16 protein-coding genes are annotated in these 14,354 nt (G+C 45.0%); 9 read left to right on the top strand and 7 right to left on the bottom strand.

The features are described 5' to 3' along the window. Positions 1 to 13: 13 nt before the first annotated feature. Positions 14 to 835 (top strand): enoyl-CoA hydratase, encoded by an 822-nt coding sequence (locus BN1002_RS22075; protein ID WP_082036407.1) that lies wholly within the window; start codon positions 14 to 16, stop codon positions 833 to 835. Positions 836 to 910: 75 nt separating this feature from the next. Here the strand turns inward: BN1002_RS22075 and BN1002_RS22070 are convergent, their stop codons facing one another. Next, entirely contained in the window at positions 911 to 1,096 is a 186-nt protein-coding gene (locus tag BN1002_RS22070) for a YhzD family protein (protein ID WP_048828178.1), read from the bottom strand. Positions 1,097 to 1,352: 256 nt separating this feature from the next. On the opposite strand from BN1002_RS22070, the gene BN1002_RS22065 reads away from it, so the two are divergent. From BN1002_RS22065 to BN1002_RS22050, 4 genes are all read left to right on the top strand, one after another. Further along, positions 1,353 to 2,570, top strand: a complete 1,218-nt coding sequence (locus BN1002_RS22065) for a metallophosphoesterase family protein (RefSeq protein ID WP_048828177.1) — start codon at positions 1,353 to 1,355, stop codon at positions 2,568 to 2,570. Positions 2,571 to 2,594: 24 nt separating this feature from the next. Continuing rightward, positions 2,595 to 5,582 carry an ATP-binding protein gene (locus BN1002_RS22060; RefSeq protein ID WP_048828176.1) on the top strand — a complete coding sequence of 996 codons (2,988 nt, stop codon included), beginning with the start codon at positions 2,595 to 2,597 and terminating at the stop codon, positions 5,580 to 5,582. 53 nt (positions 5,583 to 5,635) lie between these two features. Further along, positions 5,636 to 6,580 (top strand): 3'-5' exoribonuclease YhaM, encoded by a 945-nt coding sequence (yhaM, locus tag BN1002_RS22055; RefSeq protein WP_048828175.1) that lies wholly within the window; start codon positions 5,636 to 5,638, stop codon positions 6,578 to 6,580. Positions 6,581 to 6,694: 114 nt separating this feature from the next. Continuing rightward, positions 6,695 to 6,871 carry a sporulation YhaL family protein gene (locus BN1002_RS22050; RefSeq protein WP_048828174.1) on the top strand — a complete coding sequence of 59 codons (177 nt, stop codon included), beginning with the start codon at positions 6,695 to 6,697 and terminating at the stop codon, positions 6,869 to 6,871. Positions 6,872 to 6,943: 72 nt separating this feature from the next. On the opposite strand, the gene BN1002_RS22045 is transcribed toward BN1002_RS22050, so the two are convergent. Then, complete coding sequence (locus BN1002_RS22045; RefSeq protein ID WP_048828173.1) at positions 6,944 to 7,807, bottom strand: peptidylprolyl isomerase; 864 nt, start codon at positions 7,805 to 7,807, stop codon at positions 6,944 to 6,946. Between the two features lie 233 nt (positions 7,808 to 8,040). Here BN1002_RS22045 and BN1002_RS23510 point away from each other — a divergent pair, with 233 nt between their 5' ends. Beyond that, positions 8,041 to 8,130, top strand: coding sequence for a YjcZ family sporulation protein (locus tag BN1002_RS23510; protein WP_082036406.1), 90 nt, complete (start codon positions 8,041 to 8,043; stop codon positions 8,128 to 8,130). A gap of 106 nt (positions 8,131 to 8,236) precedes the next feature. Here BN1002_RS23510 and BN1002_RS22040 read toward each other — a convergent pair whose 3' ends face one another. After that, positions 8,237 to 8,416 carry a hypothetical protein gene (locus BN1002_RS22040; RefSeq protein ID WP_048828172.1) on the bottom strand — a complete coding sequence of 60 codons (180 nt, stop codon included), beginning with the start codon at positions 8,414 to 8,416 and terminating at the stop codon, positions 8,237 to 8,239. Between the two features lie 170 nt (positions 8,417 to 8,586). Between BN1002_RS22040 and BN1002_RS22035 the strand changes: the two genes are divergently transcribed. After that, positions 8,587 to 8,922, top strand: coding sequence for a DUF1878 family protein (locus tag BN1002_RS22035; RefSeq protein ID WP_082036405.1), 336 nt, complete (start codon positions 8,587 to 8,589; stop codon positions 8,920 to 8,922). Between the two features lie 35 nt (positions 8,923 to 8,957). Here BN1002_RS22035 and BN1002_RS22030 read toward each other — a convergent pair whose 3' ends face one another. The 4 genes from BN1002_RS22030 to BN1002_RS22010 form a co-directional block, all read right to left on the bottom strand. Beyond that, entirely contained in the window at positions 8,958 to 9,530 is a 573-nt protein-coding gene (locus BN1002_RS22030) for an HTH-type transcriptional regulator Hpr (RefSeq protein WP_048828171.1), read from the bottom strand. Positions 9,531 to 9,815: 285 nt separating this feature from the next. Then, entirely contained in the window at positions 9,816 to 10,217 is a 402-nt protein-coding gene (locus tag BN1002_RS22025) for a YtxH domain-containing protein (protein WP_048828170.1), read from the bottom strand. Between the two features lie 449 nt (positions 10,218 to 10,666). Further along, a complete protein-coding gene (locus BN1002_RS22015; protein ID WP_048828168.1) occupies positions 10,667 to 11,212 on the bottom strand; it encodes a tryptophan transporter in 546 nt (181 codons plus the stop codon). A gap of 138 nt (positions 11,213 to 11,350) precedes the next feature. Then, positions 11,351 to 11,773 carry an HIT family protein gene (locus tag BN1002_RS22010; protein WP_048828167.1) on the bottom strand — a complete coding sequence of 141 codons (423 nt, stop codon included), beginning with the start codon at positions 11,771 to 11,773 and terminating at the stop codon, positions 11,351 to 11,353. 580 nt (positions 11,774 to 12,353) lie between these two features. Here BN1002_RS22010 and BN1002_RS22005 point away from each other — a divergent pair. Both BN1002_RS22005 and BN1002_RS22000 read left to right on the top strand, forming a co-directional pair. Next, positions 12,354 to 13,094 carry an ABC transporter ATP-binding protein gene (locus BN1002_RS22005; protein WP_048828166.1) on the top strand — a complete coding sequence of 247 codons (741 nt, stop codon included), beginning with the start codon at positions 12,354 to 12,356 and terminating at the stop codon, positions 13,092 to 13,094. After that, positions 13,087 to 14,298 carry an ABC transporter permease gene (locus BN1002_RS22000; RefSeq protein ID WP_048828165.1) on the top strand — a complete coding sequence of 404 codons (1,212 nt, stop codon included), beginning with the start codon at positions 13,087 to 13,089 and terminating at the stop codon, positions 14,296 to 14,298. The genes BN1002_RS22005 and BN1002_RS22000 overlap by 8 nt, the downstream gene beginning before the upstream one ends. Positions 14,299 to 14,354 lie beyond the last annotated feature (56 nt).

Below are 14,354 nucleotides of genomic sequence, written 5' to 3'. Positions count from 1 at the left end.
CACAAGCTCTATAATGGAGGGGAGGGACTATAAGGAGGCGTTGAGGTTGGCATTCAATTTTGTCACTGATAAGGTTGATGTATCTGTCAATGGCCGTGTCGCGACAGTTAAAATGAACAGGCCGAAAGCACTGAATGCATTGGACAAGGAAATGATCAGGGGCCTTGTCGGCAGTCTGAAAGAAATCAGCGAATCGGATGGGATCGATATTCTTGTCCTGACCGGAACAGATGAGGCTTTTTCAGCGGGCGGCGATATAAAATCCATGCTTGAAATGAAAGATGAACAAGAATTCTTTTCTATCATGGATTGCATCAATGAACTTGTCATTACTTTATATTGTCTTCCGGCCATCACCATAAGCGCTATTTCAGGACCCGCAGCAGGATTGGGGTTCAGCATTGCCCTGGCAACCGACTATATCCTCGTGAAAGATGATGCGAAGCTGGCCATGAATTTTATCGGGATCGGACTGATTCCGGATGGAGGCGCCCATTTTTTCCTGGCAAAAATGGTCGGTGAATCGAGGGCGAAGCAGCTGATATGGGAAGGAAGGACTTTGTCTGCCCGGGAAGCGCTTGAAAACGGGCTCATCCATGAGGTTGCCGCTGATATGGAAGCGGCATTGGCAGAGAAAATTGGCGGCTATCTAGGCAAGCCAGTCCAGGCAATGATAAAAACAAAAAAGATTTTTTCCGAACTTAATCGCCCCAAACTGCTGAAAGTATTAGAAGTTGAAAAGTACGCCCAGCGAAAGATGCTGGAAACAGAAGACCATAAAGAAGGAATCCGTGCCTTTGTAGAGAAGCGGCCTCCCCGTTTCACAGGCAGATAGCCCGAGTGGAAAAAAAGAAGCCGACAGGTTGCGGCTTCTTTACTCCGGGCATGCCGGCATAGTTATGAAACAGTTTTATGAATGGAAAAGGAGCAGTTTTCCTGCGAGGGAGGTGCAGCGGTGAGCCTTTTCCAGAAGACCTTTCTCCTCCAGAATGCCCCTCCCTTTTTCTTGGGCTGCATCATCGTTCTCTGCCTGGAATGATTCATCCAAAAGCTTATTCCCATCTTGTTCAAATGCAGTCAACTTATAGATTTTCATCTTCATCCCCCCTGTTATTCCACTTTTCTTCATTTTCACATATCAAAAATGAATCCGCAAATTTCATTAGTCCGTCGAAATTAGAAACAGAACGTGCATTCGCCTTTTTCGGGTGATACAATAAAGAAAAGCGAGACGGAAAGTGACAGAAACATTACTATATAGGTTGACCTTTATAATTTCACCATTCAATTTGAATAGCTGGTTGATTGGAGCTCACGCATGTGACTCCTCGAAAATGAAAGGATGGTTATCAATGAAAAAAATTACCTTTATCCATGCGGCTGACCTTCACTTGGACAGCCCGATGGCCGGCCTGAATAACCTTCCCGGCCATATATTGGCCAGACTGAGAGAAAGCACATTTATCTCCCTTAGAAACATAGTCGACACAGCCATCCGCAATGAAGTGGATTTTATTATTTTTGCAGGGGACTTATACGACGGCGAAGACAGAAGCCTGAAGGCGCAATCGAGATTCAGGGCCGAAATGGACAGGCTTTCAGCAAATGGGATCCAAGTGTATGCCGTCCACGGCAATCATGACCATTTGGGCGGGTCCTGGGTAAAAATGCAGATGCCGGAGAATGTGCACATTTTTGACAGCCAAACAGAAACTGTCCGCTGCGAAACAAAATCAGGTGCCGTAGTGAATCTTTATGGTTTCAGTTATCCAACGCGGCATGTAGCCGAGCGGAAAATACATACTTATGAAAAGGCCCATGGCGGGGACTACCATATAGGAATCCTGCACGGAAGTGACGGGTCTTCAGCTGAGCATGGAAACTACTGTCCTTTTACGGTAGGTGAACTTATTGAAAAACAATTTGATTACTGGGCGCTTGGACATATCCATAAGCGGGCTGTGCTAGCCGAATATCCACCTGTTGTGTATCCCGGAAATATCCAGGGAAGGAACCGGAAAGAAACAGGAGAAAAGGGCTGCTATCTTGTAACGCTTGACCGTGCGGAGGCTGATCTCGAATTTATTGAAACGAATGATGTGGTCTGGCATGATACTGTAATCAGTGTGAGGGGCATAGCCGAATTCGACGGCATTTACCGACTTCTTTTGAAAGAGAAGGAAGAGGCCCGCCGGAAAGGGAATGGAGTATTACTGTCTATTACTCTTAAAAATGTAAACTTGGAGGGCAGAGAAGATCTGGACAGCCTTCATGGAAATCTGCTTGAACTCCTTCAGGATGGAGAGGAAGAGGAATCTTCATTTGTGTGGACCACAAAGGTGGCGATTGAGGAAGAGAATTTCTGGAAGAGGGAGGACCTTGCGGGAGAAGCCGACTTTTACCAGGAACTTTTCCAGGTTGCCGACGGATTCGGGAGCACGGCGGAAGTTCTTGAACCCCTATATGGCCGGCTTCCGGGAAGAAAATATGTTAACAGCATCGGCAGTGAAGAGGAAAGGCATTTGCTGGAAGAAGCGGAACGTTTGCTTATCAGCATGTTAAGAGACTGATAACAGTGGGAAGGAGGGAGACTTATGAAAATTGAGGAATTGCACATCTATGGATTTGGCAAGCTAGAAAATTTAGTTCTTTCCAATCTGGACGACTTTCAAGTATTTTACGGTGAGAACGAAGCTGGAAAAACTACGATCATGGCGTTCATTCATGCGGTTTTATTTGGATTCCCAACGAAGCAGCAACAGGAACTTCGCTATGAGCCTAAAGGAGGCGGCCGGTACGGAGGTAGAGTTAGCATCCGCCATCCGCAATATGGGTTCGCCGTCATAGAAAGAGTGAAAGGGAAAGCGGCGGGAGATGTTACCGTCATGCTGGAAAATGGGGCTTCCGGCAATGAAGAATTGCTGAAGAAGCTCCTGGGGAATTTTGACCGAAGTATGTTCCAGGCGGTATTTTCCTTTAATTTGCACGGACTGCAAAATATCCATCAAATGAAGAATGAGGAGATTGGCCGTTTTCTCTTCTCATCGGGAACCTTGGGGACAGACAGGCTGGCCAGGGCTGAAAGCATGCTGCAAAAGGATCTTGAAGCGCGCTATAAGCCGTCCGGCAAAAAACCTGCCCTGAATAGCAAACTTGCCGGCCTTCGGTCATTGGATGCAGATTTAAAGAAAGCCGCTGAAAAAAATAATGGGTATGAGGCTTTAGTTGCCGAGCGGGAGTCGCTGCAGCAAAATATTGAAAGCCTGAGACAAGCTGTGCTGGATTTATCCGAGAAATCCGCAAGCTTGAAAGAATGGGAGAAAGTCGAAGAATTGGCCAGGGAAGAAGTACTCCTGGATGCGGAAATAAAGGAAAGCAAGGAAATCCGCTTCCCTGCCAGAGGCATAGAGAGGTTGGAATCGTGCAAGCAGCTTCTTCGCCCATTTTTATCGCAGCTCGAAATGATGAGGGGAAAGAGGCAGGCACTTGCCGAAGAACTGGCCGGTCTAGGAATCAATGATGAACTTCTAGGCCGCGAGCCCGAGGTCGGCGCAGTCTTGGAAGGCCTTCACGCGTACGGCCAGTCCGGGCTTGAATTGAATCAACTTGAGGAAAAAACACGCATGATCGAAGATAAAATAATGGAAATGCGTCGCAAACTCCATCTTGAGGTAAGCGATGACGAAATCCACTCCATCAAAACCGATATGTTCACAAAAAAGCAAGCTGAAACAGCGGATGAGATGAGAAAAAGAATCGAGGGTCAAAAACACGAGCTGGAAGCTTCCTTTAATGAAGAAAAGATAAGACTGGAACAGCTTGAAGCGGAGCTGATTGAGGCAAGACAAAGGCTGCTTAAACAGGAAGAAAGGGCGGATTTGGAGAAGGCATCCCGCACCGGAAATGCGGCTGAAATAAAAGCGCGCCTGGAGGATTGCAGAGATCGGATCGCGATTCTGGAAAGGTCCGCGAAGCTGGAGGAAGAGTCAAGGAGGAAGTCCCGGCCGCTGGGGCTTTTAGGAGCGTTGATTTCTCTATGCCTTATCGTTTACGGGCTCTATGGACAGGATTGGATTTTATCCGGCCTGGGAATTCTTATGGTGATTTTTTCAGCGTCAATTGTTTGGAAGGCTTCCGGGAACAGGGAGGCAGGAGAGAAAGCTGGAGAGCTTGAACAGCAGCGGAAAAAGGAAAAGGAACTAGATGAAAGACTTTCCGCCTTCCAATCAGGGGGGAATTCAAGTGCGGCATTAAAGCTTGAGCATGATGACAGGCAAAGGCTTAAAGTCAACAGCCTGGAAGGGATGCTGGAGCAGCAGAACCACCAATATGAAAAAGTCCTTGCCAAATTTGAAAGACTGGAACAGGATGAGGCTCAATGGAAGAAACTTGTCGAGGAGCTATGCGGCCAGTTAAGAATCGCCGATCCAATTGGAGCCAATATGCCAGTAGAAGCCTTCCTTCTGATTGAAGAGTGCAAGAGCTTGATTGCGGAAAAGGCCCGCCTTTCTGGCAATATCATTTCCCTCAAAGAGAGGATGGCCGGGTTCGAAGAAGCAATATCCAGCCTGTCCAAATTCATTCCGGGAATTCCGGAAAACGAAGTCCGGCTTGCCTGCCATTATGCAAAAACAGCCCTTGAGGAAGCAAAGCGGAAAGTGGTCATTCGTTCTGAGAAAACTGCTGCCCTTGAAGAACTGGAGTATGATTTAAAAAAGGTTGAAAAGGAGAGATCATCTTATGAACAGGAGATGAGTGAACTTTTTGCCCAGGCGGATGCCGATAATGAAGAAGCGTATTATCTTCTTGGAGAAGAGGCCCGGAAACAAGAGGAACTTCGGGACAGGCTGAAGGAAGTGAAGAGGGAGCTGGCGTTATCGAGACTGGATCGTGAGGAAAGAGAAGGGCTTTTATCAGTCAGGAATGTCCATGAACATATTGAAGAAACAGCCAGGCAGCTTGTGGAAACGGAAAGGCGGCTGGAAGAAGCCAGAAACAGGCTTTCGGAAGTCCGTTATGAAATACAGGTACTTGAAGAAGGAGGGACTTATTCAGAAATTCTCCATAACTTCAGGCAAGCCCAATCCGATTTTGCGGAGGAGGCGAAGGAATGGGCTGTCCATATGCTTGCGAAGGAACTCTTGAATCGGACGGTTAACAGGTTCAAGGATTACCATCTTCCAAGATTGCTGAAAAAGGCAGGGGAATATTTGGAGTTTCTTACAGGAGGGAACTATAGTAAACTATTTGTCGCTCCTTCCGGAACCGGGTTCGTCATTCAAAGGGCAGACCACGTCCGATTCGAGGCAGATGAATTGAGCCAGGCTACAATGGAGCAAGTCTACGTCTCACTCAGGCTTGCCTTAGCCGAGACGATTTATGGAAAACTCTCATTCCCGCTTATTATTGATGACAGCTTCGTAAATTTTGACGGAGAGCGGGCAAGGCGGATGATTGAACTATTGAAAAAGGCGGAGGGACGCCAAATTCTGTTTTTTACGTGCCATGAGCATTTACTTGGCCATTTTGATGAAAATCAGATTTATCAAATGGGGAGAAAACCGGCAAAAATTCGTGGATGAAAGGGCAGTGCTGTATAATATAGTGGTTGTAATGGGAAGGAGTGACTTTAACGATGACAAAAAAAATACTAGAACACGAGACTGGCGAACAGGTAGAACAGTTTTTACTCATAAAAAGCTCAACTAAAGGGATTGCAAGCAATGGAAAGCCCTTCCTTACCCTGATTCTTCAGGATAAGAGCGGAGATATCGAGGCAAAGCTATGGGATGCGGGGGAAGAGGAAGAAAGAAATTATAGCGCGCAAAGCATTGTGAGGGTCTTGGGGGAAATTCAGAACTACAGGGGCAAAAATCAGCTGAAAATCCGCCAGATCCGGCCGGCTGGCCCTCATGATGGTGTGAAGCTTGAAGATTTCCTGGAGACGGCACCAATAAGCCGCGAGGAAATGGGCAGTAAACTGACGCAATATATTTTTGAAATGAAAAACCCTAACATCCAAAGAATTACCCGCCACTTGATTAAAAAGCATCAGCAAGCCTTCATGGAATATCCCGCTGCGACGAAAAATCACCATGAATTCGTTTCGGGGCTTGCCTATCATGTTGTCAGCATGCTTGATTTAGCAAAAGCGATCTCCAGCCTCTACCCAAGCCTTGACAAAGATTTGCTCTATGCGGGCATCATCCTGCATGATATGGGGAAGGTCCTCGAGCTATCCGGCCCGATTTCGACGGTTTATACTGTTGAAGGAAATTTGCTTGGCCATATAACGATCATGGTCAACGAAATCGGCAAAGCGGCGGATGAACTGGGGATCATTGGGGAAGAAGTGCTGATCCTCCAACATATGGTCCTTTCTCACCATGGCAAGGCGGAGTGGGGGAGCCCTAAGCCGCCATTAATTAAGGAAGCGGAAATTCTCCACTATATCGATAATCTGGATGCGAAAATGAACATGCTGGATGGCGCGCTTGAACGCGTTAAACCGGGCGAGTTTTCCGAAAGGGTTTTTGCTTTGGATAACCGTTCATTTTACAAGCCAGTTTTTCACAAATGACATGAGAGCCCCTGCGGCTCTTTTTTTTATACCTATTTGCAGCAGGCATATTTTGGCGCTGGCTGAATATGTATACTGTAGCGGACAAACCTAACAGGGAAAGGAGCAGGGACCATGACGATACCTTTTTGGATTTATACGATTATTCTAGGCATAGCGTTCAGTGCGGTGATGACTGTCAAAACAGGCAAAGAGGAACGGCGGATTGAAATGGATTTGATTGAAAAAGAAGGGGAAATTTATATGAGACGGCTCGAGCTCGAGAAAGAAAAGAGAGGCCTGACCGGCTGATTTTCGGGTGGAACCTGTTAAAATACATGAAAAAAGAGGGGGCCGCGTTGGTCCCCTCTTTAATGCTTTACATTATTGTGGTGCCGCTTCTGTTTTAAGGGCGTCTTTCAAGTCCTTGTCCTTAATTTTGACATCGGCCGCCTTAAGCTCCCTCTGCATAGCCGCATCGACTACTTCTGGTGTCAGTTTCTCTGTCTTTAGCTTGTGCTCGATTTCTTTTTTCATATCATCATACGATTTCTTTTCTTTTATATCAGTAACCTGGATGATGTGATAGCCAAATTGAGATTTGACTGGTCCGCTGATTTCATTTTTCTTCAGCTTTCCAGCCGCTTCTTCGAATTCTGGTACCATAGCACCGCTTCCAGGCTGGAACTCTGGAAGGGCTCCGCCGTTATTCTTCGTGCCTTCATCGGTTGAATATTCTTTTGCAAGATCCTCGAACTTAGCGCCCTTATCAAGTTTTTCCTTGACGGTTTTAGCGGTTGCTTCATCTTTAACGAGAATATGCCTGGATTTCACTTCCGGCTTGTAGTTGTCGTAGTACTCCTTCATTTCCTTCTCGGTTACCTTGACATCTTTAAGAGCCGCTTTTTCTTGCAAAGCCATAGTTCTGAACATTTTCTTTACTTCGTCTTGGTTATATTGGGCAAGATATCCTTCTGCTTGCTCCCCGTACATAGACTTGAATTCTTGAATCTTTTGATCGATTTCCTTATCGGTGACTTTATACTTGTCGGATAGGACTTTATCATATACGAGTTGCTGCAAAGCCTGTTCACCATAGTTTTCTTTCATCAATTCGTATAGCTCGTCTTTGGTGACATTTCCGGCTTTTGTTTCAGCAACATTCCCTCCGCCATTATTAGCGTTGTTACAAGCGCCTAGGGTCATAACCCCGCCGGTGAGAGCAAGGGCAAGCATCCATTTTTTCATGATGTATCTCTCCTAAAAGTAAATTTCCAGCAGGTTGTAAACCCACATCCCATACTATAACATAAATGGTCATAAGCAACAAAACTTAATGTGAGTCAGGATAAAGAGGATCAGAAGTAGTGAAGGAACCCACAGCCTGTCATAAAATTTAGAGTCAACCTGGACTCAGGCCTATTCGAAAAGGGATCGCGTTGAATAGTATATGGTAACTTTCCCGAAAAGGAGGTGCCGTTATGGGTCATGGAGGAGGATTTGGAGCAGGCTTCGCCTTAATTGTTGTCCTGTTTATTTTGCTTGTAATTGTCGGTGCTGCCTGGCTTTAATAAAAAAGGAACATGGAGGTTGATCCCCCCATGTTCCATTATTATTTTCAGCCGCTTCTTCAGGACTTGGAGACTGTGGAGTTCAAAATGCTGCCAAGATATCCCTTTAGGTAAACAAGACTTCTACATAGGAAGAAATCAAAAGGACTGTTACGAGTATATTTATCGTTCTGAATACCTTTCCCTGGTTTTCTTCAGGAATTTCCTTTTGGTCACAAAGGGAGGTTGTCAGTCTATTAATCGAAAATAAGATAAAGAAGGCGAATGCGCCGAAGAAGAATACCATTGAAGACTCCCCCATGCTTTTTCTACTGCTAATTTACAATACCAAATATTAATGTAAAAGAAAAGTTCGAAATCCTAATGAATCAAGATAAGTATGGAGGTTAAGGGTTTACTGTAAAGGTGAAAAAGTGAATAATAGAAGGAAAGAGCCAGGCTGAACGGGGGTTGCAAATGGAACTGAAGTACCTGATTGAACGGATTGAAACATTGGAATACCATATGCGGCTTGCAGCAGAAGCATTGGATAAGACGCCATATGAGTTCAATAAGCTTGTAATAGCCAACAATCTAACAAAAGATGAAACAAGCCGTCTCATTTCTTTATGTGAGGATATGCACAATCTTATGGAAGAACAAAAAGCGGAAGGTTTTTTGAATTTTCATCCGCTTTTTAAAGAATTTTCGTCGAAAATGACCCCAAAATTAAATCCTGATGAAGTGGTGGTGGCTTGCATAAAACAGCAGATGTTCCTGCCATTAATGAATGAATTCAAAAAGTTCATTTAAACGGTTTCAATTCTCTCGGGGGTCTTTAAATAAAATTAGACCAGCTCTTCGGACTTATTATTCTTACGGAGCTTTCCTTCTTCTTCGACAAACTCACATTCAATGTTATGGAACGATTTTTCGAAAATTTCCATGAAGTCATCCCCATAAATATTGCGGACAATCGCCATCATCTCAATGATATCTGGAAACTTGCCATACAGTTCCCTTAACGGCATCGCGCCAGAAAAAACAGAGTTGCTTCCAGGGTCATATGCTTCCATAAGCTCAAGCAGGATGGATTCACCGTGCTCGGTCAGCTGGATATACGTATTTCTTTTGTCATTTTCCTTTTTCGAGAATTGGAGGAGGCCTCTTTCTTCCAGTTTTTTAGAAAAATTGAAGGCGGTCGAAACGTGCATCACCCCGAATTTGGCAACATCTGAAATCGAGGCGCCATTTAGATGATACGCAATCCAAAGAATATGATGTTCGTTAATGTTCAAATCGTACGGCTTAATCCATTGCTGCCAGTCCTTTTCCACGGATTTCCATAGAGCCTTGCTTAATTGAGCGATTCTTTGGCTAAACAGCATCGCTTCCTTAATGCTATATTGTTTTTCAGCCATTCTTCTCCTCACCTCTTTTAAAATATGGGCGGCAACTCCCAACTCCCCCGAATTAAAATGCCGCCGGCAATCCCCATTGAATGAAACAGATACCGTCAGAAGTATTGCATATTCATATAATAGTGTTTTTTCTATATTAACATTATGCCAATAAAATAAAAATTAATAAAGTACAAATTTACTAAATTTTTAGAAATTGAATAGATTTTATGCTTAAAAGGTTAAATTTTGAAAAAAACCCTCCCCTGCTATGGGCAGAGGAAGGAATGGTCCACTATTGAAGGATTACTGGAGGCTCCGTTTTTCCGTCTCATCCTTATTGTTTGATGGCGAGTGTGCTGCCAAATCATTTTCAAGCTGGCTGATCACCGTTTCAATTTCTTTTATTTCTTTTTGGATTTCAATCTGCTGGGGGAGAGTTTCAGCTTTCCATCTGCCTATGGACGTATTCACTTCTTTGATAAAGTGGGAAACGTGAACCCTGCCTTCCTTAGTTGCATAAGCAGAGGCATCTTTGACATCCATAATGCTCTGTTTCAAATCTTTTAATTGGCTTATGAAAGTATCCTTGCTATTTTTCAGTGCTTCCCTTGTATCCTTTCCGGCCTGAGGCACGGTAAATAAAGTCGCCAAGCCGGCGGCAGCGCCTCCAAGCAGGAATCCATAAAGGAATCTTTTTGCTCCCATAACAGTCAACACCCTCTCTGATTGATTGCTTTCCTATATTTTACCCAATATATGAATAGCATGCCAAATTTGGCCATAATCATTAATAACACAAAAAATAGCGGCTAAACCTCCTGCGTTCATTCTTGAAGTAGGCATATGGGAGGTAAAGGAGGTTTCACAAATGGGAGCGGCGGCTGTTATTTTCTTTCTGGCAGGCGTTTTTCTGTTAGGGGGAATGCTCTATAATATGGCCTTGTATAAAAAGCCGGGAATGTATCCTCCAAAAAGGGTTATCAAAAAACGCGCCTCTATTCTCGCCTCAGGATTGGGGATATTTGTCATATTCTGTTTGTTGATTATTTTTCTTAAATAATGGAGGCAATTGGAAATGGGGCGAAATGAGGAAGATCATGAGGTAAAGTCAAAAAAAGAATCCGGGCGTATGCCCGGATTCTGTCATTCTAATTTTACTTTTGCTCTTGGACAGCAGCAGGTACAGGAGTGAAACCTGTCCGTTTAATCACTGACCTAACAATTGGATAAATAACAGCGATGATAATTGTGTTCAGCACGACTGTTGGAAGAACCACGGCGACAAACAGTGCTCCAAACGTCATGGACCCTGGAAGTCCGGCCGTGAAAAGGGCTGTGCCCAAAAATACCGATCCAGAGACAACCGTGCAGACAGCTGTCAAAGACGCAGCAGCAACAACTGTGTGGCTGTACTTTTTAACTGCCAGGAACAGAAGGTAAAAAACAAACGCGGTCACTAGCTTGTCAATGATATTTGGTACCTGGCCGGCTGGAAAAGTAGTCGTCAGTGCGGATAACACGCCTGTTACAATTCCGACAAGCAGGACATTTTTCTTTTCAGGGAAAAGCATAATCCCTAAAAACATCATCGTTAGCATCATATCCGGTTTCATGCCATTTCCAATCCCCGGAATGACAGCATGCAACACTGCACCAATCCCCATTAATAGAGACAGCGCAACAAGATTTTTCGTATTCATTTCTCATCTCTCCTCTGCTTTTCTAAGCTAATTTGGTTCCTCCTGCAGTGCGCTCTTTGCCTGCAGCGAAAAACTTAAAGCCATTATAGCATAAATACTGTAAAAGAATAAAGTGTAAATTTTCTGATTTTAGTGCCCTTACTTAACATGGCTGCCGATTGCTTTTGCCATATTGTTGAGGTCTTCGAAAGTATAATCGTCCTGATGAGTCTTCCAAACGGACCCAAATCCATCGCCCTTTCCATAGCGGGGGAGAAGGTGGAGGTGGAAGTGGAAAACCGACTGGCCGGCCTCTTCTCCGTTATTATTCAACGTATTCAGGCCGATTGGGGAATACTCTTCTTTTAAAGCACTGGCAATAGCGGGTACGGCCTTATATAAATTCGCCGCGATTTCCGGGGTCAATTCATAAATATTTTCCTTATGTACTTTTGGAATGACCAATGTATGCCCCTTGGTAACCTGGCTGATATCAAGAAAAGCCAGTACGTGCTCGTCCTCATAAACCTTGGCGGACGGAATATCCCCTTTGATAATTTTGCAAAAAATGCAGTTGTCCATCGTTTCACAACCCTTCCTCTCTTTTACCGGTATTTTAGCATATCCGGCAGGGCAAACAAAGAGAAGGGCAGGAACCGTATAGGTATCCCGCCCTCGTGAAGGGGAAACATCTTCTTGTTATCGTCTTCGTTCAGGAAGTTTCTTTGACAAACACCTCATTTGACTCAGAAATGTCCAGGCAAATACCTACATTGTCCAAGCGAACCATCTCCAAACATTTATTAGTTGGTTATAACAAATATTTTTGTTTGATGGTTTCTTTGATGAACACCTCATTTGCAAAAATGCCATCTGCGGTCCAGACGGTCCGGTGTGCTTTAGACTAAGGCCTGTGCAAAACAACCATCCCCTCACTTAAACGTTAAATGAAGCAGCTTTTATTGAATGGAAACTGTCTTTGACAGACACCCCTTTTCAATTTTGGAGCTGATTCCCCTTCAAATATTAGGATGGCCTGAAAAAGGGGGATTATGAGTGGCAGGAGCTGCCAGTTTTCAATTTCCAATCAACAGCTCATCATTTCGCTATGGGAGCTATTTTTGTTAAAATAGATGGTATTAAGCTAGGAAGGGCGTTTGCCATGTCTTTATTAACGATTCATGACTTAACTGGCGGTTATACGAAAAATCCAGTATTGAAAAATGTATCTTTTGAAGTCGGTGCCGGGGAACTCGTCGGCCTGATCGGCCTGAACGGGGCCGGGAAGAGTACGACGATCAAGCACATCATCGGCCTTTTGGAGCCGCATGCGGGCAAAATCGAAATTAATGGAAAATCCTTTTCAGGTAACAAGGAAAAGTACCGAAGGCAGTTTACCTTTATTCCGGAGACACCGATTCTTTATGAAGAATTGACACTCGAGGAACACCTCGAACTGACAGCGATGGCTTATGGCCTTGATCGGAGCGAATATAAAAAGAGAATGCCGGCCCTGCTGAAGGAATTCCGGATGGAGAAAAGGCTGAAATGGTTTCCGGCGCATTTTTCCAAAGGGATGAAGCAAAAGGCGATGATTCTATGCGCGTTTCTCGTCGAGCCATCACTGTATATTGTTGACGAACCTTTCGTCGGGCTAGATCCGCTTGGCATCCAGTCGCTTCTTGATCTAATGGCAAAAATGAAAGCGAGTGGCGCTGGCATCCTTATGTCAACCCATATCCTCGCCACTGCCGAACGATATTGCGACCGATTTGTCATCATCCATGAAGGCCGGATCCGGGCAAAAGGGACCCTCGAGGAATTGAGAAACGAATTCGGAATGCCAGGTGCGACGCTGGATGATTTGTATATCCAGCTGACAAAGGAAGAGAGCCATGTTTGACGGCAACCGGCTTTGGAAGGAGCGGGCCGGGCGGAGGACTAAAGAGCTCGGGCGCTACCTTAAATATATTTTTAACGGCCATATTGTCATTGTCCTGCTGTTTTTGCTCGGAACTGCGGCGTACTACTACCAGGAATGGCTAAAGACACTCGATACTGGTTTCCCATCGGAAGCCATTGGTGCGCTTTTGTTCGGATTGTTTCTTACGTTAAGCCCTGTTTATAATTTCCTCAAGGAACCGGATAAAGTATTCCTTCTCCCGCTTGAGGAAAAGCTGAGTGGATTTTTCCTACGCTCCGCGATTGTCAGCGGACTTTTGCAAGGATATGTGCTCCTAATGCTTCTGGCGCTATTCATGCCCCTTTTTGCAAAAACAGGCGGCATAGGCTTCACGATGTTTTTCCCAGCCCTTTTGCTATTGCTTGCTGTAAAAGTGTGGAACCTTGCTGCGCAATGGAAAGCAGCCTATTTGACGGATTCGTCGGGAAACCTTGCTGACCAGGTTGTCCGTTTTTTCCTTAATGCCGTATTTAGCTATTTCCTTTTTAAAGGGAACGGCCTTTTGTTCCTCTTACCGGTTGCGGGAATCATGCTAGCCTATCTTGCATACTTCACGTCTGCCGCAAAAGGGAAAGGGCTCAAGTGGGAAGCGCTGATCGCCGGGGAAGAAAAAAGGATGATGGCTTTTTACCGGCTCGCAAACTTGTTTACCGATGTCCCTCATTTGAAGGAAAGTGTTAAGAGAAGGCGGTGGCTGGACTTTTTGCTGTCAGGAATTCCTTTTGCACAGAAAAGGGCGGCGCTCTATCTGCTTGCGAGGACGTATCTTCGCGCCGGCGACTATTTGGGGCTTTCAGTCAGGCTTGCGGTCATTGGCTCGCTCGGAATCATGCTGATTTCCTACGGGCCGGGCCAGATTTTCTTTTCCCTGCTGTTCCTTTATTTAACTGGATTCCAGTTAATGCCCCTGGCAGCCCATCATGAAAACAATCTTTGGAGCGAACTGTATCCTGTTCCGGCGTCTACAAATAGGGAGGCCTTCCAGCGCCTGCTCTATCTGGTCATGGCAGCTCAGACAGCCATTTTTGCCATAGTTGTTCTCTTAAGAGGAGACTTTTTGGCGGGGCTTGGCATTTTATCCGCCGGGGGCGCCTTTACCTTCGGATTTGTGAGATTTTACAGTGTCAGAAAACTGAAAACATGATCCCTTTCGCTTTGAAAGGGATTTTTTTCATCAGTTGAAAGGTGTTGTTTTTGAAA

This window comes from Bacillus sp. B-jedd (assembly GCF_000821085.1).
GTDB lineage: Bacteria > Bacillota > Bacilli > Bacillales > Cytobacillaceae > Bacillus_D.
The sequence above is the reverse complement of the archived record's forward strand: the minus strand, read 5'-3'. Positions and strand labels throughout refer to the sequence as shown.